Raw genomic sequence first — 21,741 nt, 5'->3', positions numbered from 1 at the left:
GTTCTAATTCAAGCATGTTTAGCCTGCGCCGGCTTGGAACTTGTTTATTTTAGAGAAGCAAGGTATTTTTACCTAATATGATTCTCTATACGAGTCGATCACTCAAACATTAAGAACAATGTTATGAGATAATTAAAAGCTTATATTCCAGCTCTCAAACGCAGTTATACACACAGTTCCATTTCTGAATCATTCAGAGACACATTACGCATCTAGGAGGTCCTCATTGAAACGAGAAATTCCGCAGAAGATTGATATCACTTCGTCAGGGGTATCAACTCTCCTTCGTCGAACTCGTTCTGTCAGTGTTCTAGGTTTCATGATCACGGTCAGTGCCATCGGCGGACTAACAACTGGGCAGACGGCTGTAGCTGCCGTTTCTCCGGCTCATCAAAAGCTATCCACCTCTACATCTGTGCAGTTGCCAGATCTGATCGGTTCTCCTCGATATAAATTATCGACCTATTCAAACCAGAACCTCACCCAGTCCTCTAGGCTATTTCAACAGCGGATTGTGCAGCGCTCATCTGCACTCATTGCCTCTGAGCCGACTCTAGGGTCTAAGCCCACTACATTGCTGACTACTAAACCGGTTGGTTCTCTGGCCCTTAAATCTGCACCTCTGGAGTCTGAAAGATCTTCTAAATCACTAGTGTCTAAGGCAGGCGTTTCTTTCACGCAAAGTACCTTGGTTGGAGTGTCTCAAGAGTTGGCTGACGAGCTGATGACTCCCTTGACCTCTAAAAATCTGCTAGAAGCCATCGATATTCTCGACCTTGACAATATTGAAGAGAGTTTAGAACTCAGCACATCAGCCATCCTAGAGGTGGAGCCTATCCTGTTGGCTGAGTTACCTAGCCAACCCCTACTTGATTTAGATGAGCTTCTGCCTCAATCCCAACAGTCTGATGTTGAGTTGAGTTCAGCCTCTATTAACAATCCCTTAGACTTGTCTGCCACCCTTGAGGGCAACCCCCAAGGGATTGAATCTCTGGATGTCTCAACGTCTGAGAAAGATAGCCCTGAGGAAACGACTGCTGTCAAATCAGTGGACTCTACCTCCCTGGCTGTCCTCCCCGATATCGATTTGTCTCAAACGATCATTCCGAACGAGCAAAATTCAGCCCTCATCGACTCTGGAGCGATAGTTCATCAGGTCAAACCGGGGGAGACGCTAGACGATATCTCTCGCCTTTACCAGGTTTCGGCGAAGGAAATTACGAAGGCGAATCGCATTAGTGATCCAGCTTCTATTGGCCCCACAACGAAGCTTCGCATTCCTGCCCATCAATCCCTTGCCTTGTCGTTAACAACAGTTGAGGACATTGTTGCTCTTAACGATTCTGAGACAAAGACGAAGCCTAGTGATGTGTTAGGGGAAGGGGAAAAGACACCGGTTGAAACATCCAAGGAGCCTAAAGCAACCCAGGATGATACCAAGTCTCTCTCAACTAAAACTTCTCCGCCGGTCGCCATTCTACCGATTCAGTCCGCCCCCAGTACGAAGTTAAATAGTGATGCGACGAAGATCGCCACTCGTAATCTGTTGCCTCAGGTTCCGAGTTTAGAGTTACCACCTCTCTCTTCCGTTGATCGTTACCTCCCTAGCCAAATGCTGCCGGGCCCCCAAAAGTATTTGTGGCCTGCTAAAGGCATTCTGACTTCTGGGTTCGGCTGGCGTTGGGGACGACCCCATCGGGGTATCGATATTGCTGCCCCTGTGGGTACACCGGTTATAGCATCTGCCCCTGGCATTGTGACCACTGCGGGCTGGAATCGCTGGGGATATGGCAATTTAGTTGAGATCCGTCACCCAGATGGTAGCTTGACCTTATATGCCCATAACCACCGTATTAAAACCCGCGTCGGACAATCTGTTTACCAAGGCCAACAGATTGCTGAGATGGGGAGCACTGGACTCAGTACTGGGCCTCACACCCACTTCGAACTCCATCCTGCGGGTAAAGGTGCGATTAACCCGGTTCCCTTCCTTAGAAAGCTCTAAAGGCATTCATAGAATACTCAAAGAACAACGAAAAGGCCATGAATATATTCATGGCCTTTTCGTTGTTCTTTGGAATTGGATTAAGTCAGTCTTCACTTCTACCTAAAACATTTCCCCTTAAGCAGACTAGCAATGCTGAGAGTGGGAATGCCGTTAACGACAAATTTAGGTGGTGTGATCGCACCACCTAAATTTGCACTACTGATTTAGGCAGTTACGGTTTTCTTAGTCGTTGCATCCAACTCACCCTTGGCATATTTAATGGCAAAAATGTCTAGGGGCTGTTGCTTAATCTTGCTGGCATTTCCAGAAGTGCCAAAAGACTCATAACGAGCTAGGCAAACTTGCTTCATGTACTTGATAGAAGGCTTCAAGAAATGACGGGGGTCAAAGTTGCTAGGATCTTTAGATGCTGCTTCCCGAATAGCGGCTGTAATCGCTAAACGATTGTCAGTATCAATATTGACCTTGCGAACACCGCTCTTGATTCCCTTTTGGATTTCCTCTACAGGAACACCATAGGTTTCAGGAATTTTGCCGCCATGAGCGTTGATCATGTCGATCCACTCTTGGGGTACAGAAGAGGACCCGTGCATGACCAAGTGAGTGTTGGGTAAGCGGCTATGAATCTCTTCAATGCGGCTAATGGCTAGAATCTCACCAGTGGGCTTACGAGAAAACTTATAAGCACCGTGGCTAGTGCCAATGGCAACGGCTAGGGCATCCACTTGAGTCTGCTCAACAAACTCAACAGCTTCGTCAGGGTCAGTCAGGAGCTGGTCGCGGCTGAGGGTCCCTTCAAAACCATGACCATCTTCCTTGTCACCTTGACCCGTTTCCAAGGAACCTAAGCAACCTAGCTCACCTTCAACGCTGACGCCAATGGCATGAGCGACTTGTACAACTTTACGAGTCACATCAACGTTGTACTCAAAGCTTGCAGGGGTCTTAGCATCTGCTTCCAAGGAACCATCCATCATGACGCTGGTAAACCCATTCTTCATGGCGGAATAGCATGTGGAAGGGCTATTGCCATGGTCTTGGTGCATCGCGATGGGGATATGAGGGTAGGACTCAACCGCAGCTGTAATTAGGTGGCGGAGAAAATGCTCACCCGCATAGCTACGGGCACCACGAGAAGCTTGCAAAATGACGGGGCTATCTGCCTCATCTGCAGCTTGCATAATGGAGATGATTTGCTCCATATTGTTCACGTTGTATGCCGGAATGCCGTAGCCGTTTTCGGCGGCATGATCGAGCAAAAGCCGCATTGGTACAAGCGCCATAGTTGATCCTCCTAAATGTTTGTCGTCGATAAAAAGCGAAAACTGCGCCGAATTCTTACGCTAATCTTTAGATATCCTACCCTGTCTAGCGGGTTCTCCGGTAGCTTAATCTCAAGTATGGGGTGTTGAATCCAAAAAAATGGGTCGCCCGGGATTCGAACCCGGAACTAATCGGTTAAAAGCCGAGTACTCTACCGTTGAGTTAGCGACCCCTCTGAGGCCCATGTATTCTAACATAGGAACCCACCCTAACATAACTTTGGATGAGTTGCGCAGCGGGAGACAGATTGCAGTCTTTATCTATCACCTGCAGATAACGATTTAAGTCTGAGTGGGCCTGTAAAAGTGAAGAAAGGATCGCGGTAGTGACTCCCGCATCAGCATTTCCCACAGTCGCTCTCACAATAGCGTAAACTAAGGGCTGGCAGTGTTTGAGTAGACCTATATTTTAGAACCTGTGAAGTAGGGGGTCACTTTCGCCGTGGCTGCCTAATGATTGGATTGCCAGCACTACAAGGCGTATATCTAAGAGGATCTGGCTTGACTGAAAATGCTGATTCCAGATTACAAGTAATTTCCCGCAAGGAATTGCGGGAGCTGGTGCGATCTCAACTGCTGATGCTGTTAGAGCAGGGGAATTTACAAGGTGCAAAAGCCTTGCTGGTTCCGGTGCAGCCGGCAGATATTGCGGAAGCGATTGAAGAACTCCCGGAGGCTAAGCAGGCTATTGCCTTTCGCTTGTTATCCAAAGATGAAGCGATTGAAGTCTATGAGAATTTGAATTCCAATGTTCAGCAATCTTTAATTGAAGAGTTTAAACGGCAAGAGGTCTTAGATATTGTCGATAAGATGTCCCCGGATGATCGGGCTCGCTTGTTTGATGAACTGCCGGCGAAGGTCGTGAGCCGCCTACTGGGACAGCTTAGCCTGATTGAGCGGCAGGCCACTGCCTTGTTGTTGGGATACGAGGCAGGCACGGCGGGGCGGATTATGACGCCGGAATATGTGTCCTTAAAAGAGAACTTAAATGTCTTTCAGGCATTGGAACGAATTCGGAGTTTGGCGCGTTTCACCGAAACGGTTTATTACCTGTATGTGGTCGATATTGCCCGCCACTTGACAGGTATTATCTCCTTGCGAGATTTGGTGACGGCCCAGCCAGAGCAGACCATTGGCGAAATTATGACCCGAGATGTGGTGTCTGTCAGTACGGATACGGACCAGGAAGAGGTGGCTCGGACGATTCAACGGTACGATTTTCTGGCAATGCCGGTCGTGGATCGAGAAGAACGCCTAGTGGGTATTGTCACCGTTGATGATGTAATCGATATTTTCGAGGAAGAAACCACCGAAGATATCTACCGCATGGGCGGGGTGCAATCCGGAGGAGATGACTATTTTCAGACGAATTTACTCACGGTTGCCCGTAGAAGGGTGGTGTGGCTGTTGGTCTTGCTGTTGACCAATACGGGTACAACCGCCGTGATTCATAGCCAGGAAGATATGCTCAAGAAGGTTGTGGCTTTGTCTAGTTTTATTCCACTATTAATTGGGACGGGAGGTAATGTCGGTGCCCAGTCCTCAACGGTGGTTATTCGCAGTCTAAATGTCGATCAGCCCCAGGCCAATCATCCCTTATGGGTGATTCAGCGAGAAGCTTTTGCTGGTGCCATATTGGGCGTGATGCTGGGGGTGATTGTGGTGATTTGGGCGTATTTTCTCCAGGGCAGTTTAGCGGTTGCGATCGCAGTTGGTATCAGTTTAATCGCTATCTCCATTTTGGCTTCTGTGGCCGGATCAGCCCTTCCCTTTGTGTTTAGGGCGATTGGGTTTGACCCGGCACTGATGTCAGCACCGTTTATTACCACTGCAGTCGATGTGTTAGGGGTGTTTATCTACTTTGCAGTCGCTCGATTTATATTGACGAGAATTTAAGCTGTCAAGGGATGGCTTAACCCTTCCCAGAAGGATCGATTCTCTTGAGACCTAGAATCCAGAAAATCCGCCGTTCTACTTCTGCTAGTTGCCCTGGGATACTGATACTATCTTTAACCTGGCCACTTAAACTCCGATGTAGTTGGGCCAAAACCTCCAGCTCCCGAGCCATCACGCTGATGTCAGGTTCGTCTAAATATAAGCTTTCCAAAACATGATTGAGATCGGATTTCGCATCGGCAATCAGGCCTGCTCCTTCAGCAATAAAAGACTGTAGTTCACCTGAATAGGTCGCGAGCAGCTTGCGAATGTAATAACAGGTTGTGGTGGTGACTTCATTGCTGATGCGCTCTGGCGTAGCGGGTTTAGAATAGGTTGTCATCATGGTCATCCTCCTTTCCGCAACCCTAGGCTGATAATGTATCAACGGTTTGCCAAAAGAATTGGGCATCCAGCTCTGATTGAGGGGCCATTAGAAAATGACAGCGTTTGCCTTTTGCTTGCCACCAATCTGGCTCAATGACCTCAAAATCACGGTCCACTAAGCCACTAAAGAAGCCTGCAATTAGCCCCCCATAGAAGGCGCAATCGGGATGATGCTCGTCCTGCTTGAGGCTGATATGGGAGGTGCTCAACACCTCTAAATAAATATAGGTATCGGATGAGCGGGTTGCGTCAATCAGTAATTGACCATAATGGGATAAGTAAGATTGGGACCACCAGTCAATCAGCACGAGTAATTGCTCGGGTAACAGGTATCGCTGGGGTGTAGAGGCTAAGGCGACAAAATGTTGATATTCCTGTTGGCCGAGTTCTTTACCCAATTGATAGGCTTCTTTGGCCGTTAAGCCACTGGGAATAACGACTCCCACGGCACTTTGAGCACAATGATGCTCGGGAGCTTGCTGGAGCAGCTGATTGAGCTGACAAGCAAGGCCATTAAGCTCTAATAATTGATGGGCATAATCTTCCTGGGTTCCAGCTGAGGAAAATAGGAAACTTTTATTTAAAAGTGATACATATAAATCCGGTTGTGCAATCGAGACATTCGTTGAGTCCGATACTTGAAAAGTAGTTGATGTCATAATTCCCCCTATAAGGCCAGCAGATTTCTGTGCGTGGTGAAACGAAAAGCCACTTTGGTGTGACCTAGTCTCAATATATTTGGAGAGAGTAAAGAGAAAAGGGAGAAAGCGGGAAGAAAGCGGGAAGATTTACGGAATCGGCTGCATCCGGTAGCCAACCCCCCGAATTGTTTCGATGAACGTCTTAGGTGCGCCGGCTTCTGTCAGTTTTTGCCGCAACCCTTTGATGTGGGCTTTAACGGTTTCTTCCCCAGGCGGATCTTCTAAATCCCAAAGATGGCTAATAATAATTTTGCGGCTAAGTACCCGTAATCCACTGCGCAGGAACAGTTCTAGGAGTGAAAATTCAGTGGGGGTTAACTTAACGGGGTGACTGGCATAGGTCACTTCGTGGTTTAAGGGATGGAGACAGAGATCGCCCCAATATAACAAGGGGGAAGGGGTTGCTGTGCCTCGCCTGAGGACGGCACGTATCCGAGCTAACAACTCTGGTAAATCGACGGGCTTAACCAGATAGTCGTCAGCCCCTGCATCTAAACCCAGAACTTTATCTGTACTGGCATCTCGGGCCGTCATCATCAAGATGGGAATGGTGTAGCCATGGGCACGTAATCGCTGGCATAGCCCCAAACCATCAAGCTTTGGCAGCATGCAATCTAGCAGAATAATGCCATATTCTGATTCCGTTGCTTGATACCAACCGGCTTCTCCATCATGGACGACATCGACGATATAGCCAGAATCTTCCAGGGCTTCCGCAAAAACGGCTGCCAGTGGGTAGTCATCTTCTACCAGTAAAAGTCTCATGTCCCCCCTACCATTACTGCCTAAGCTACGGTCTGTCTAATGAGTGGATCAGCCTGGTGTCGATTGGTCTGGATCGGCAATCGTACCGTAAAGGTGGTACCAGAAGCCTCACTCACAAATGACAGATGGCCACCATGGAGATCAACACATTTTTTGACGATGGCCAATCCCAAACCTGATCCTTCGATCTCACCCACATTATCCCCCCGATGAAAGGCTTCAAATAATTGGGATTGACTAGCCTTGGGAATCCCAATGCCTTGATCGATGATCATTAATTCAATTTGGTCTAACTCTTGCGTTAATTTGACCTGCACCAACTGTTCTGGGGCTGAATACTTAAGGGCATTGGCAAGCAGATTGTTCAGAATAGACTGGAACAGATCCGGATCTAGGGCTATTTCCGCAGATAACCCCGTATAGGCACAGCGAATTCTGGGAATTCCCCCATGGGAGGTTTGCTGAGTATCCAGGATGCGATCGCACATCGTTTTCACGCAAACAGGTCGCGGATTGAACTCCCTTTTTTGTGCTTCTAACCGAGCAATATCTAAGATATCTGCTAGCATCTTTTTCAAATATTGCGCGCTCGTATGGATACGCTCAATATTCCGCTGTTGTTTGTTGTCTAGGCTCTGGGACTCCGAGCTTCCAAGAATCTGAGCTGCCATCAGAATGACACTTAGGGGCGTCCGAAACTCATGGGATGCCATGGAGAAAAAGCGGAGTTTCAGCTCACTTAACTCTTGTTCCTGTTCTAAGGCTCGTTGCATCGCCTCCATTTTTTGTCGTTCGGTAATATCTCTAGCATTGACCACAATGCCGGAAAATCCGGTGGTATCAGAAAACTGTTGGGCCATCGCTTCTAGTGTGCACCAGTGTCCCGCTTGATGCTGCCACCGAATTTCTAGGGGAACGGCAACTTTGCTTGGCGTTGCCAGTACCTCGGCTAATAATTGGGTAATACTAGACTGATCCTGGGGATGGAGTAAATGGACTAAGGACTGCCCCTGCAGATCGGTGGGGAGATATCCCAAATTCCTTTCCACAGAGGGGCTAGAGTAATGAACTATCCCTTGTGGATCGAGTAAAAGGATGAGATCAGACGCATTTTCAATCATTGCCCGGAAGCGACTTTCACTGTGTCGCAAGGCCTGTTCGGCTTTTTGGCGTTCCTGGATCTGTTTCTCTAGGGTTACAGTAACGGCAGTTAGTTCAGCGGTTCGTTCTTGAACGCGCTGCTCCAACTCGGCATTGAGGGATTCGATTTCTGCCTTTGCGAACTGAATTTCTAGCTGATTGCGGATCCGAGCGCAAACTTCAGCCATTTCGAAGGGTTTAGACACATAATCCACGCCGCCTACCGCAAAGGCCTTCACTTTGTCCTCGGTGTCATTGAGGGAACTAATGAAAATCACCGGGATGTCCTGGGTGCTTGGATGCTGTTTTAATTGGGTGCAAATATCATATCCAGTCATATCTGGTAACACAATATCTAGCAAAATTAGATCAGGAATCGACGCTTTGATTGCTCTGAGTGCAATTGATCCATTAATGGCTCGTCTGACCTTATAGTTTTGTTCTGCTAACATTCCAGCTAAGACATTTAGGTTGTCCACGTTGTCATCAACAATCAAAATATTCGCAGTGCTATTTTTCATTGTTCGTGATTTAATCTATTTAAGTTTGGGTCTCCCATATTGTTGGCAATAAAAGGGATACTTGCACTGCTAAAGGGACAAACTAGTTTCGATCCTTTCAAAGGTTAGCTAATGCTGCCTTGATCTTAAAAAAGTTTATGTAGATATTCCTCCGTATCTTTACTAGGATTTCTTTCGTGGAGAGTATTCCTCTCTGGGGCTAGGATAGAGGCTAAAAAAAGAAATGAGGCGTGTTCTTTGATTCAAAATTGCGGATACAAGGGAGTTTTTGAAATAGAGTTTTGTATGTATTTATGTAATTAAAAATACTTTAGATAAGGCTATTTTATGCATGGAATGGCTTTTGTTGAGTAGATAAAAGAATAAAATCCATGAAGAAAAAATAAAAACAAAAAATGTTTGAGAGTTTCTAGCTTGATCTGCATAGAATTATGGTCGAATGACATTACCGTTTTTTGATTTGAAGGGCTGCTTGAGTAAGGTTTACGATGTGGTCAAACTGCAGATTTTGGAATAATTTCGTTAAATGAGTGGATAAATAAGGGTAGTCAGACGTAATCTCTACAAACTGCTGACTCATCTGCTCTTCATCGAGTTCAATCGCCGCTTGGTGCAGTTTAGCTAACCACGGTTTAGGAAGTTGGGATAATTGGTATTCAATACCTCCTTGGTGCATATTCTGAGGACTCGATGAATGTAAAAAATTGATATTTTGAGGACACTCATCATATACATATTGGAGATTGAGATGCTGAGCTAGCATCTCAAAAAGAACACTTTGTTGGTATGGCTTGCGCAAAAAATCATCACAACCTGCCTTAAAACATTCTTGCTTTGTATCTTCAAAAACGCTAGCTGTGAGGGCAATAATAATCGTATTGTTGAGGGGGAAGAGGACCGATGGGCTGTTACTTGAATCTTGAGATCCCTGGAGATGGATAGTAGATCCGGCCTGGCTTTCTAAGGTGCGAATGGTTTGCGTTGCTTCATAGCCATTCATAACGGGCATCTGCCAATCCATCAAAATGACGTGGGGCTGCCAGGTTTGCCAGCAGGCAACCGCTTGTTGTCCATTGACCACCGACTGCACTTCAAACCCGACAGAAGTCATTAAATCAATGACAATCTGAGCATTCTCTGGATTGTCTTCGACGACTAGCATGCGAATGTGGGGGTGTCCGGGCGCTAGGGTCTGCACCATGGGAACATCGAGGTGATCCACCGACTTTGTCTGGGTCGCCATAACGGGTACCTTGATCTGGACCGTGGTTCCTTGTCCCTCCTTGCTATCAATCAGGATGTTGCCGCCCATTAGCTCGATACAATGCTGGCAGATGGCCAAGCCTAGCCCGGCTCCTTCTGTAGAGTTCCGCCCTGCTGAGGCTTGGGTAAAGGTTTCAAACAGGTTGCCCATTTCAGATGCAGAAATACCTACTCCCGTATCTTCCACATCAATGCAGAGGTAGATATTGGGTTGGTGTTCTTCTGTCACAGCGTTGCCATCGTCATGGGTGGGGACTAAATTAGGTGATCTTAGAGGTTGGGTATACACCTTAAGGGCCACGCTACCCTGTTCAGTGAACTTGAGGGCATTCGTCAATACATTGATCAAGACTTGTCTAAGCCGACTTTCATCGGTTCGAATGTAGGGTGGTAAATCAAGGGCTTTATCAACCAATAATTTCAGCCCCTTTGATTCCACCTTGAGCAAAAACATTTCTTGAATAGAATCCAATAAACTCATCAAGTCACAGTTCTTGAAATTGAGTGAAACCCGACCAGCCTCAATTTTGGACATTTCCAAGACATCGTTAATGAGATTCAATAAATGAGAACCACTGCGATTAATTGAAGTAAGGGTTTGTTTTTGCTTTGGGGTGAGATTTTTATCCCGATTGAGCAGCTGGCTAAATCCCAAGATGGCATTGAGAGGGGTCCGTAATTCATGGCTCATATTGGCTAAAAAAGCACTTTTGGCTCGGTTTGCTGCTTCTGCCTTTTCCTTGGACCGTTGGAGTTGATGCATGAGTTCTGCATGTTGTAAGGCAACGCCTAATTGGTCTCTAACTCGCCGTAGCAGACTCTGTTCAATATCGTCCCATTGGTGTGGATTTTGCTGGCATGTGACGAGCAATCCCCAAAATCGGTCACCAATAAATACGGGAACGAGTAGATAGGCACGAATCTGGAATTGCTCTAGTAAGACTAAATGTCCGTCTGGGTGGTGTTGCTGATCAATATCCGTCACTAGGGGGATGTAGTCTCTGGCTCTCCCTTGAGTGGCGTTGAAGTAAATGTCTTGCCAGATACTAGCCCCCTGACTTCCGGATAGGGGGGACAGGTGTGACTCTGAGGATTCTAAAAGCAGCTCCCCAGTCCCCTCAGGGCAATAGGTGTAGACCGCAACGCGATCGCATTTTAGAAACTGTCGAATATCCCGAGTCGTAGCCTTAAAAATATCCTCAATATCTAGATTTTGGTGAATATTTTGAATAATTTGGGTGAAGTTCCGCTCATACTGTGCGAGCCATGCCTCCCGCTCCTTTTGAGCTTTCACTTGATTGAGAGCACTTTGTAGCTGCTGAGATTTTTCTAAAGCTTGTTCATGTAGCTCTGCTTGTTTAAGGGCCACACTGAGCTGATCGGCTAACTTTTTGATGAACTCAATTTCTGCAGATTTCCATGCCCGGGGTCGTGAGCATTGATGAATACATAACAGCCCCCATAATTTTTCTCCTTGAAGCAGTGGGACTACTAATGTTGCTCGGACCTGAAAGCGTTCATAAATCTGGATATGACAGTCACTGAGTCCAGCATCGTAGACATCGGCTACTGCAAATACCCGCCCCAATTGATATTTGGTCGCATAATTTTCACCAAAACTATCATCTTGAACCCGTGCAGCCACGGCAGAGTAATAGATAGGAATAACCTTCTCGGCGACAAAAACGCCCTGTTTATAGTCTGTGGCTGAATCGAACTGAAAGATAGCGACTCGATCAACTTGTAGTAAAGTTTGAACTTTGTCAACCGCGATTTGGAAAATAGTAGTTGTATCCAGGCTTTGGCGAATTTCATTGGTGACATCTCCCAACAAAATGGCTTGTTGTAATTGCATTTTGAGTTGGGCCGCAGTTGGTGGGGTAAGGTCACTATCTTCTACATTCAATGGTTCTATCGTCGGTTGTTGGGAAGAGCTAGGGAGGTGAGGAGGTTCAGTTTCAGGAATAATCATGCAAAATGACTCCACCTGCAAGATAATGCTAGGCAGGTAATAGATCTCTATAGAAAATAATGCCCAAAAACTTTTGAGATACTTATCTCTATTTGAAAACAATATTTTCAGACTTGAGTTTTATTGAGATCGTATATTGATAAGAATTTATACTATCCCTAGAAATAATTCACTTGTCGGGTACCTGAAATTTCATTGATAAATGAAAATCCAAGATCCCTATAAATTGAGTAATAGCTATTAAGAAACAAGGGGGTAAAGCCCCAAAATAATCTAATCAAGCATAGTGCCATCGGGCATAATCACACGCTCTAGGGTGGCATTTTGCAAATTAACATCCGTTAGATCTGCATCGGTTAAGTTGGTGCCTCGTAAAACAGCCCAGCTTAAGTTGGCCCCTTGTAGCTTGGCCCCTTGCAAATCCGTTCCCTGTAACTTTGCACCCTGCAGATTGGCATTTGTTAAATCTGCATGACGCAACTGGGCACTCGTAAGGTTGGCATGGCTTAAACTCGATTCCCTTAGATTGCACCATACAAAATTAGCTTCTTGTAAGTCCGCTAAGGTCAGATTAATACCCGGCAATGCCTCATCCTTGAGATTGATTCGGGCAAAATTGCGTTCACCTGCTTCATACTTTGCTGTTATATCCAGGGCAGTTTCACTGGGTAATGGTGCTGCCTCAGGTAAAGGGGAGGGCTCTTCATCTGTAACTTCAGCACTTCCTGCAGCCATAGTTTGAGGCATTAAGGCTTGCGTATCCAGAATCAGCAAATCCAAAGCTACCTCTTCCATCCAAAACGGCAGCTCTTGACCCAATTTTTGGCCATAAATGGTCACTGCTGTTACTTCAGGCAATCGTAATTGACTCAAAAAATCTCGTATCAGAGGTACAGTCACGGACTGTTCAGGAACTTCAGAGGACTCTACACTGAGCTGTAGCAAATCATTTTTAAACTCAATTTCAGCGACCTTCACGACCTGATCTGCTAGCTTCTGATCGATGAGTGTTGTCAGAGCTTCCAGGTTACGCTGTTGAGCCAGCTGTAATAATTGGTCTTGATGACCTGAGAGAGGAGTTTTTGTTGTTGGCCCATCGTCTTGAGGGGCCTGGCTAGCATCTGATACTTGGTTTAAGGATTTGAGATTCATAGGGTTGGCACAATTGCACTCATTTTTCTAACGCGTGAAACATCCCCGTCTATCTATAGAGAAGGCTTTTACTTCACTAGAAAATAATGACATCATCTGTGTTGAATGGATGTCTAGGAATAAAACCAAGTTGCTGATGCTAAACTACTCCCCTAGTTCTTGGCATGCTGAACTTGATTATGATTTCGGACAAGATAGCATGTTTTATTGTCTACCAAGTTTTTGGTAGTGCCTCAATACATTGATTTCCACCTCAAATCACCTTACTAAAAAACGATAACCTACCATTAGGTCATCGTTTTCAAACTAGATTGTGATTTAGAGAACAAAGAAAAGTAGGTCAGCGACCGCTATCTAGCCTGCCAATCAAGATCAATCACTTTCGAAGTCTACAATAATGAAATTTATATTAAGTTAAGTGTAAAGGAATCTATATTTTTGATCGCTTTTTACAACAAAAGCTGCCTGTACAGGCAGCTTTTGTTGTAAATCGCTTTGACTCTAGCCTAGAACACCTGTCCTAGACATCGTAGTACAAGGACAATTCATAGGGATGAGGGCGCAACCGCATGGGGTTAACCTCATTGTCGAGTTTGTACTCAATCCAGTTCTCAACGAAGTCCTTGGTAAAGACACCTGAGTCGACTAAGAAGTTGTGATCATTTTGCAATGCTTCTAAGGCTTCTAGTAAGGAACCGGGGGTAGAAGGAATCTTGGCGAGTTCTTCAGGACTGAGATCATAAATATCAACATCCAAAGAGCTGCCTGGATCAATTTGATTTTTAATCCCGTCAATCCCGGCACAGAGCATCGCAGCAAAGGCGAGATATGGATTACAAGTAGCATCAGGACAACGAAATTCTAGACGCTTTGCTTTGGGATTAGGACCAGAAAGCGGAATCCGAATGGATGCAGAGCGGTTACCTTGAGAGTAGGCCAGGTTAACGGGAGCCTCAAAGCCCGGAACCAAACGCTTATAAGAGTTGGTGGTGGGGTTGGTGAGGGCCAATAATGCCGGGGCATGCTTAAGGATACCGCCAATGTAATGCAACGCTGTCTGGCTCAGATTGGCATAGCCATCTCCCCAGAATAGAGGCTGCCCAGCTTTCCAAATAGACTGGTGAGTATGCATTCCCGACCCATTGTCGTTGAACAAGGGCTTGGGCATAAAGGTCGCTGATTTGCCGTATTTTTTGGCAACGTTCTTGACGCAATACTTATAGATCATCAAGTTATCGCCAGACTCAATAATGGGAGCAAACTTGATGCCTAATTCGCATTGGCCACCCGTGGCAACTTCATGGTGATGCTTTTCGATGGGTACCCCACATTTGGCCATGGTCAACAGCATCTCCGTCCGCATGTCTTGCAGCGTATCGGTGGGAGAAACAGGGAAATAGCCTTCTTTATAGCGGGGCTTGTAGCCCAAGTTGCCGCCTTCTTCGACTGCGCCAGAGTTCCAACGACCTTCTTTGGTATCTACATAGTAATAGGCAGAATTTTCAGTTTGGTCAAAGCGAACATCTTCGAAAATAAAAAATTCAGCTTCAGGGCCAAAGAATGCGGTATCGCCAATTCCTGTGCTTGCGAGATAATCTAAGGCTTTTTGGGCAATGGAGCGAGGGCATCGCTCGTAGGGCTGGCCCGTACGGGGTTCTTGGATACTACAGATCATACTGAGCGTAGGCTCTTCCATAAACGGATCGATCCAAGCCGTATTGGGATCAGGCACCATAGCCATATCCGATTCGTTGATGGCTTTCCAACCCCGGATACTAGAACCGTCAAATGCAACACCATCGGTGAAGCTACTTTCGTCAATTTGATCCTGATAAAGGGTCAGATGCTGCCAAATACCTGGCATATCAATGAATTTAAGATCAACGACTTGAATATTGTCGTTTTTAATCCAATTCAGAATGTCCTGGGGGGATTGGGCCATGAATTACTCCTTAACAGTAAATAGCAAGCTCAAGTGCATTCCCTGGGGTAGAAACGTTACCAAGCTCATAAACAGCGGTCAAACAAAAATGCTCAGGGTGAGTCAAGCTAAGGATTTAGCCTAATATCCTAAGAGACTGGATCACAGAGATTTTGTATCAGAAAATACAGTTTTTTTTACCCCCTCTATTTCCTGGAGTATCAAGTCCTGAAATTATTATTGGATAACGCTTGTGAGTTTCTAAAGTCTTGCTTTAATTTTCTTGTTGAGCCTGTTTAAGTTCTCCGGAAAGCTTTTAAACCCGCTTTACCTGAAATCAGATTAGTAGCTTGCGATGACCAAAGGCCGGTCGGAGAGTATCGCAGGCTAACACCACTGAGTTTCTCCTCATTAAAGTGCAGGGATATTTCAGAAGGCTCCAATACTTGTATCATCGGCAGCCCATGGTTAGAGTGACATGATGAATCCTTTGTATCCCTGTATTCATGACATACTCAGGCAAAAATTAGGTAGGTATCAGGCCTCAATCAGCTAGCTCAAGAACAATAGCCGATAGTGGGCGATTGCAAAATTGCCGATGAAATCCTTGGTTATCCAGAGCGTCATTTTGACTTTGGAAGGCAGGGTAAATCATTTAGTCATTCATACCACGATCAGCTACGATGCAAGCCAAAACTCAATCACACAGCCTTTGCTCATGGATAGGCCCCGATGCCTACTTTGATTGGTTAGAAAGTTGTAAGTCCCACCAGAAAGATGCCGATTTTGATGTGGTTCTGATTACACATCCTAGGGATGAAGATGATTTACCTCGCATGTTTCCTTGGAGCAAAAACTTAGAGCACCATGAACGGGCCTCTTTAACCAAGCATCTCAAGCCAGCATTTGGTGAGGTGTTGGAAACCAGATCAGTGCGAGTGGGTATTCTCTTTTTGCCAGTATATGCCCAAGATATTATTCATCCATCCACTCGCTCAGGCAGTCGTAAAATCTTACAAGATGGGCTTAGGCTTGCTGCTCAATCGGGTGCACGTTTTGTTTGTTTAGGTGGACTCACGGGGTCTCTTTCCCTCTATGGTAGAAAGTTAGCAGCACTGGCCCAGGAACTGGGCATTACGTTAACCACGGGGCACTCGGTGACTTCCATTTCTGTCTTAGAAACCTACTTAAGATCGATTCATGATCTGGCGATAGACGTCTCAACCTCGAAAATGGTCGTTCTTGGTGCCGGTAGTGTGGGCGGGGCATTTGCCCGACTTTTACTCCAGCAACCCCTCGTGCCGAGAGAACTCATTCTGGTAGACAAGCCTTCTCGGGCAGAGCACTTGAATACCCTTTGTAAGTCTCTACAAAAAAATGCAGAAAAGACGAAGATATCTTTTGAATTAACGACACCAAGGGGAGAAGTACCCCCCCATAGTTCTTGTTATGACTGCAAATTCTTAGTCACGGCTGTGAGTTCTTGGCATGTGATTGAGATAGATCACGTTGCCCCCGGAACCATTTTGATCGATGATAGCCAGCCCTACTGTTGGGATCGTGAAAAGGCATGGAACAGATGTCGGACTTATCATGATCTTGCCCCATGTGAGGCAGGCCTGATTGATTGCCATAGCATTGGGTACTTATCACGCTTTCCATTTGATTTTGCTGAACAGGATGAGCATGGTCTATCTAGTACAGCTTGGTCTTGTCTTGCTGAAGGTTTATTACTCTCTCTGAAAAATGAGCTACCCACAACGATTGGGGAGCCCAGTATCCAAAATATTCTCAGTTACTATGAAGCATTTAAGCAGTTTAACTTTCACCCACCCGCTCTGCAATGCGGCCAAAACAAGCTTCCTATTGAGGTTTTAAAGACAGAATTACCCTAAGCTGGTGACGTTTCTAAAGATTATGGTGCCAAGTTTTTAGCCAATAGCGTCTGGAAAGATTGAATGATGACTTACCCCTGCATATTGAGTCCACAGGGCTTTATCCATCTCAGCACTATCCTGACTGAAGGCTAGGTTCATGGACTGAACCTGTTTGTGAGCGGCTGCGCGAGTGGGGAGCCAGCCATGAAGGGATTTGGCTGACTCCCCACCCTAGAGTATTAATGTGGACTAGAGGACCTTATGGGTATGGGAATGCTGTTTGACATTGTCTTCGGTACTGACCGTGCGATCTGCATTGAGCATGCGCTTCCGCTCTGTCGAGAAGTTGAAGTCTGTTTTTAGGGCTCCCGGCGCTAGGTGCTCTTTGGCAACGGGGCGTGATCGATAACTGCGGGCTGTGGCTTGGAGGCGGAAAGAAAACTCATCACAGAATTGGGCTTCAGCCGGAAATCCTGAAGGAGCTTGAGGTGTTTCATTAGACCAAACTGCCCCCACTGTGGTTGCAACTGCCATTTCGTAGGAGGTGGGAATCCCTTTGAGAATCGCTTCTAGAGCGGCAGAAGGAATCGGCTCTACGATTTTGACTGGATGCAGCTTATTATCTTTTTTGACAAAGCAGGTCGCTAGACCGATGACAACATAATCATCAGCAGCAACTTCATTGGCAGAGGACGTTTCAGTGGTCATAGAAAATTTTTAAAAATTGCAGCAGCTTTACTAGGTAGTTTTATTCTATGGGCTTCTGGGGCGGAATCCATTGGATGTTATTGAACGTAATCAAGCGGGTTTGCCATCACGCTGCCGACGGACTTCGTAGAGGAGAAGCGCGGCTGCGATCGCAGCATTCAACGACTCCACCCCTGGGGCAATGGGAATATTGACCTGGTGATCGGCCAAATCCAACACAGGCTGGGATAAACCTGCTCCTTCATTGCCAATCAAGATCAGGGTGGGTTGGCGATAATCAACCTGCCAAAAGGTGTGGGATGCATCGGGAACCGTGGCAATAAGCTGCATGCCCTGCTGTTTATACGTTTGTAATACGGTGACGAATTTATCCGTTGCCCGCTGGGGAAGATGAAACCAGGCTCCAGCCGAAGCCCTCAAGACTTTGGGACTTTCTAGATCTGCACACTGTTGATTGAGCAGCAGCCCTTCCACCTGAGTCGCCACAGAGGTCCGAATTAAGGTCCCAAGATTGCCCGGATCTTGAATGGTTTCTAGGGCTAGTCCTAAAGTCTGAATCGGTAACGATGGTGTTGCTGGCCGACTAATGACTGCTACCACGCCATCAGGATGCACGGTTGTCGCAGTGGCTTGCAAGACCTCTGGGCTGACCCGCTCCAACCGAGTCGTTCGGTCTTGAATTTGCTGCCATATCTGGGGATATTTGGCTTGCCATCTATCTGTATAGCAAACAATCTCAAAGGACCAATTTTGCTCCCAGGCAGACTGGAGTAAATGGGTGCCTTCGAGCAGCAGCTTGCCTTGCTGACGGCGATGTTTGACCTGCTGCAACTTCCGCATTTGTTTAATCAGCGGATTTTGCAAGCTGGTAATCATAGGGTGTAAAAGATGCGGAACCCGGGACTTGAACCCGGATGTCTTTGCAGACACTAGGACCTGAACCTAGCGCGTCTACCAATTCCGCCAGTTCCGCTGGCTGTGCATTAACTGCGATTCACTATCATTCAACACATTACGGCAATCCGTCAACTCTAATCGTGTGAAATCCTGGATAAAGCGGATCAGGTCAAGTCATAGCTTCAAATCTTTGGCGACTCGGTGAGCACAGGCAAACCCCGAAAAAGCGACCGCATTTAGCCCTTGGCCAGGAAAGGTACTATCGCCGACACAATACAGACCAGGAATGGCAGTGCGGTTAAAAGGCATACCCACTAAACCCCAAAGCTGGCGGCTAGGGATAGGACCATAGGTGCCATCCTGACGCCCGAGAAAGCGGCGGTGGGTGCGGGGCGTGCCCACTTCCATATGGTGAATATGCTGGTCCAAGTTGGGGATAATTTGCTGCAATCGGCTAATCAGTTTTTGGGCTGCCGCTTGTTTTTGGGCATTGTATTGGGTTTGCGATCGCACCTGCCAATCCTTAACCCAACTTGGTGTAAAGGCATGGACAATATGATGCCCAGGTGGGGCTAACGAGGGGTCGAGCAGTGTGGGAATGGACACAAACACCGTTGCGCCAGGTTCAGCTATCTCATCCCAGTTATTCAACAAAATATGATGACAATCTAGGTTTGTAGGGAGTGCTTCTGCTTTCACCCCCAAATGCAGACTTAAAAAGCTAGGAGACTTGGTGTAGCGTTGTCGCCATTTGGCTTCTGCTGGCGGAACTTCATCGACTAAATGGCCAAACGTGTCCCAGCGAGTGGCGTTAGAAATAATCTGCTGGCCGCGATAGGTTTCTCCCGTTGCTAGCTGAACTCCAACGGCTGTTCCCTGCTCCAAGACAATTTTATTGACCCGGGACCGATAGCGAATCTGACTCCCGGAAGCTTCTAGTCCTTCCACTAACTTGAGGGCAATTTGACCCACCCCACCTTTGGGATAATTCACCCCGCCATAATGGCGATCGGAAAAGACCATCCCAGCATTGATCATGGGCGTTTGGGCGGCTGGTACCACCGACCAGCAATAGCACTCCATATCAATAAACTTGAGAAGAATAGGGTCTTTGATATATCGCCGAGCATAGTCCCCGACATTGCGGGGTAAATACTGCAATAGCCGAAAACAACTGCCCGGATGCTGCCAAAAAGACCGGGCTAAATAGCCCAATTCCTCTAGAGACAGCAACTCCATACTGTTAAGGCTATTAAAGATTTGCCAACAGGTGTCGTAAAACTGGCGGATGCCACGGCGCTCATAGGGAAAAAGTGAAATCAGTTCTTGCAAAAACTTCTCATAGTCTCTATGCACCTTGAGGTCTAAGTTCTGAGGGAGATGGTAGTGAATTTGGACGGGATCGGGAAAGGTCTCAAGGTGCTGGTCAACGGCTGCTAAAGCGCGGGTTAACAGATTGGTCGTACCCCGATCACCAAACCCAAAAATCATGGAAGCCCCAACATCAAACCGATAGCCACTGCGCTCAAAGTACCCTGCGCTTCCGCCTGGAATGAGATAACGTTCCAAAACCAATACGTTGGCCCCTTTCGCTGCGAGTTGAGTCGCCGTTACCAACCCTCCAATCCCTGAGCCAATGACGATGGCATCATAATTAATTGTCTGATCAGGACCGCTGTCTAAAGAGGATGGCATGGGCAAGGGCTAGTAGGACGTTTCTCTTTTATTATCCTGCTTGAAAGAGAAACGAATCAGCCTTTACTGCTGTTGTAGACCTAACCCCTCAAAAAAAATGGAACCAAGCTGCGCTAACGCCTTGGCCCCACCTGCCGAATCCTCTGAGAGGAGAACACATGAATAAATATAGATCAGTTGTCGACTAATTGCAATTAATTCTCAATAAAATTTTGGGTGTCTGTGTTTCGACACCGATGGCAAGGGATTAAACGGCGTATGATAGGTCAGGTTCAAGAACGAACTGCTTTGCTCCTAACCTGCTTCAGTAACCATATGGCGCTTCAACTTCGGGTATATGTTCCTCCTCATCCTTTAATTAAGCATTGGTTGGCGGTGGCCCGCGATCGGAATACACCAGGGGTAATGTTTCGGACGGCGATGACGGAGCTAGGTCGATGGCTGACTTACGAAGCCATGCGGGAATGGTTCCCTTTAGTAGAAACAACAGTTGAGACACCTTTAGGTCCTGCTGCCGCTGCTGTGATCAATCCTGAACTACCCGTTGCAGTGGTACCGATTCTCAGAGCTGGACTGACCTTGCTAGAAGGCGCACAAAGTGTCATCCCTAGAGCCGCCACCTACCACTTGGGTTTAGCGCGCGATGAAGAAACCCTGCAACCTCACTGTTATTTGAATAAACTTCCAGATCAGTTTCTGCCCCAAACTCGCATCTTGATCACAGAACCGATGCTAGCCACGGGCGGGTCGATTATGACCACCATGCAGGAACTTACCCAACGCCAAGCCAATCCAGAGTTGGTTCGGATTATCTCAGTCGTGGCAGCGCCCCCAGCGCTGAAGGAATTGGGTGAAAACTACCCGAGTTTACAAATCTATACTGCGACGATTGATGAAGGCTTGAATGAACAAGGGTTCATTGTTCCTGGGTTAGGAGATGCGGGCGATCGCGCTTTTGAAACTGTTTAGGTGAATTTAGATGATGTCGGCTATCCCCATGGTGGTGGATTGCCGATCCTCTTGAACGGCAATCTCACAATCTCACCGTATACCCTGACTACAAAACATCCGCTAAACTGATGGATATCAGTATTGATCTACTTGTACGACTAATCCCATATACATCACCATGGCAGCAACCGAAATCACAGCATTAATTGCTAGCAGTCTTGCAACATTTTTACAAATTTACTTCGCTCTATTAATCATTCGGATTTTGCTAAGCTGGTTCCCCAATATTGATTGGAGTAGTGCACCCTTTTCGGTTTTGAGTCAGCTTACTGATCCCTATCTCAATATTTTTCGTTCCATCATTCCTCCTCTAGGTGGCATCGACTTTTCACCGATTCTGGCTATTTTCCTTTTACAGTTCCTACAGCAGGCTGTGACTGGAATCGCCGTTTAGAAATAACGGCTATAGGCTCGTCAGTCTTCTCATTAGACCTCTTGCAATATTCATTTGACGATGTGGTATTGC

The 21,741-nt window shown here is 46.6% G+C and carries 16 protein-coding genes and 2 tRNA genes; 5 read left to right on the top strand and 13 right to left on the bottom strand.

What is annotated here, in order from left to right:
- Nucleotides 1-226 precede the first annotated feature (226 nt).
- Nucleotides 227-2,005, top strand: coding sequence for a LysM peptidoglycan-binding domain-containing M23 family metallopeptidase (locus AM1_RS06730; protein ID WP_238549182.1), 1,779 nt, complete (start codon nucleotides 227-229; stop codon nucleotides 2,003-2,005).
- A 206-nt stretch (nucleotides 2,006-2,211) separates the two neighbouring features.
- Here the strand turns inward: AM1_RS06730 and fba are convergent, their stop codons facing one another.
- Together fba and AM1_RS06720 are read right to left on the bottom strand one after the other, a co-directional pair.
- Nucleotides 2,212-3,291 carry a class II fructose-bisphosphate aldolase gene (gene fba, locus AM1_RS06725; RefSeq protein WP_010478097.1) on the bottom strand — a complete coding sequence of 360 codons (1,080 nt, stop codon included), beginning with the start codon at nucleotides 3,289-3,291 and terminating at the stop codon, nucleotides 2,212-2,214.
- 140 nt (nucleotides 3,292-3,431) lie between these two features.
- Nucleotides 3,432-3,503: transfer RNA gene (locus tag AM1_RS06720), tRNA-Lys, on the bottom strand.
- A 280-nt stretch (nucleotides 3,504-3,783) separates the two neighbouring features.
- Here AM1_RS06720 and mgtE point away from each other — a divergent pair.
- Nucleotides 3,784-5,226, top strand: a complete 1,443-nt coding sequence (mgtE, locus tag AM1_RS06715; RefSeq protein ID WP_012162057.1) for a magnesium transporter — start codon at nucleotides 3,784-3,786, stop codon at nucleotides 5,224-5,226.
- A 16-nt stretch (nucleotides 5,227-5,242) separates the two neighbouring features.
- Here mgtE and AM1_RS06710 read toward each other — a convergent pair whose 3' ends face one another.
- The 7 genes from AM1_RS06710 to glnA all read right to left on the bottom strand — a co-directional run bounded on the left by AM1_RS06710 (nucleotide 5,243) and on the right by glnA (nucleotide 15,108).
- Complete coding sequence (locus AM1_RS06710; protein WP_012162056.1) at nucleotides 5,243-5,611, bottom strand: hypothetical protein; 369 nt, start codon at nucleotides 5,609-5,611, stop codon at nucleotides 5,243-5,245.
- 22 nt (nucleotides 5,612-5,633) lie between these two features.
- Entirely contained in the window at nucleotides 5,634-6,311 is a 678-nt protein-coding gene (locus AM1_RS06705) for a hypothetical protein (protein WP_012162055.1), read from the bottom strand.
- Nucleotides 6,312-6,440: 129 nt separating this feature from the next.
- The gene (locus tag AM1_RS06700) at nucleotides 6,441-7,118 is read right to left on the bottom strand and encodes a response regulator transcription factor (RefSeq protein WP_012162054.1); all 678 of its coding nucleotides are present in this window, start codon (nucleotides 7,116-7,118) and stop codon (nucleotides 6,441-6,443) included.
- A gap of 20 nt (nucleotides 7,119-7,138) precedes the next feature.
- Nucleotides 7,139-8,779, bottom strand: a complete 1,641-nt coding sequence (locus AM1_RS06695) for a response regulator (protein WP_012162053.1) — start codon at nucleotides 8,777-8,779, stop codon at nucleotides 7,139-7,141.
- A 445-nt stretch (nucleotides 8,780-9,224) separates the two neighbouring features.
- Nucleotides 9,225-12,014, bottom strand: a complete 2,790-nt coding sequence (locus AM1_RS06690) for a GAF domain-containing hybrid sensor histidine kinase/response regulator (protein WP_012162052.1) — start codon at nucleotides 12,012-12,014, stop codon at nucleotides 9,225-9,227.
- A 273-nt stretch (nucleotides 12,015-12,287) separates the two neighbouring features.
- A complete protein-coding gene (locus AM1_RS06685; protein WP_012162051.1) occupies nucleotides 12,288-13,166 on the bottom strand; it encodes a pentapeptide repeat-containing protein in 879 nt (292 codons plus the stop codon).
- Nucleotides 13,167-13,686: 520 nt separating this feature from the next.
- Nucleotides 13,687-15,108 (bottom strand): type I glutamate--ammonia ligase, encoded by a 1,422-nt coding sequence (gene glnA, locus AM1_RS06680; protein ID WP_012162050.1) that lies wholly within the window; start codon nucleotides 15,106-15,108, stop codon nucleotides 13,687-13,689.
- A 662-nt stretch (nucleotides 15,109-15,770) separates the two neighbouring features.
- On the opposite strand from glnA, the gene AM1_RS06675 reads away from it, so the two are divergent.
- Nucleotides 15,771-16,982, top strand: coding sequence for a hypothetical protein (locus tag AM1_RS06675; RefSeq protein ID WP_012162048.1), 1,212 nt, complete (start codon nucleotides 15,771-15,773; stop codon nucleotides 16,980-16,982).
- Between the two features lie 231 nt (nucleotides 16,983-17,213).
- Here AM1_RS06675 and AM1_RS06670 read toward each other — a convergent pair whose 3' ends face one another.
- The 4 genes from AM1_RS06670 to crtH all read right to left on the bottom strand — a co-directional run bounded on the left by AM1_RS06670 (nucleotide 17,214) and on the right by crtH (nucleotide 20,264).
- Nucleotides 17,214-17,672 carry a hypothetical protein gene (locus AM1_RS06670; RefSeq protein ID WP_010478080.1) on the bottom strand — a complete coding sequence of 153 codons (459 nt, stop codon included), beginning with the start codon at nucleotides 17,670-17,672 and terminating at the stop codon, nucleotides 17,214-17,216.
- A 90-nt stretch (nucleotides 17,673-17,762) separates the two neighbouring features.
- Nucleotides 17,763-18,548, bottom strand: a complete 786-nt coding sequence (locus tag AM1_RS06665; protein WP_012162047.1) for a TrmH family RNA methyltransferase — start codon at nucleotides 18,546-18,548, stop codon at nucleotides 17,763-17,765.
- A 13-nt stretch (nucleotides 18,549-18,561) separates the two neighbouring features.
- A tRNA-Leu gene (locus AM1_RS06660) sits at nucleotides 18,562-18,645 on the bottom strand.
- A 98-nt stretch (nucleotides 18,646-18,743) separates the two neighbouring features.
- Complete coding sequence (gene crtH, locus AM1_RS06655) at nucleotides 18,744-20,264, bottom strand: carotenoid isomerase (protein WP_012162046.1); 1,521 nt, start codon at nucleotides 20,262-20,264, stop codon at nucleotides 18,744-18,746.
- A gap of 315 nt (nucleotides 20,265-20,579) precedes the next feature.
- Between crtH and upp the strand changes: the two genes are divergently transcribed.
- Entirely contained in the window at nucleotides 20,580-21,233 is a 654-nt protein-coding gene (upp, locus tag AM1_RS06650; RefSeq protein ID WP_012162045.1) for a uracil phosphoribosyltransferase, read from the top strand.
- A gap of 160 nt (nucleotides 21,234-21,393) precedes the next feature.
- Nucleotides 21,394-21,669: a YggT family protein gene (locus AM1_RS06645; protein ID WP_012162044.1), complete on the top strand. Its 276-nt coding sequence runs from the start codon at nucleotides 21,394-21,396 to the stop codon at nucleotides 21,667-21,669.
- The last annotated feature ends 72 nt before the right edge of the window (nucleotides 21,670-21,741 follow it).

The organism is Acaryochloris marina MBIC11017, from assembly GCF_000018105.1.
Lineage (GTDB): Bacteria > Cyanobacteriota > Cyanobacteriia > Thermosynechococcales > Thermosynechococcaceae > Acaryochloris > Acaryochloris marina.
The sequence above is the reverse complement of the archived record's forward strand: the minus strand, read 5'-3'. Positions and strand labels throughout refer to the sequence as shown.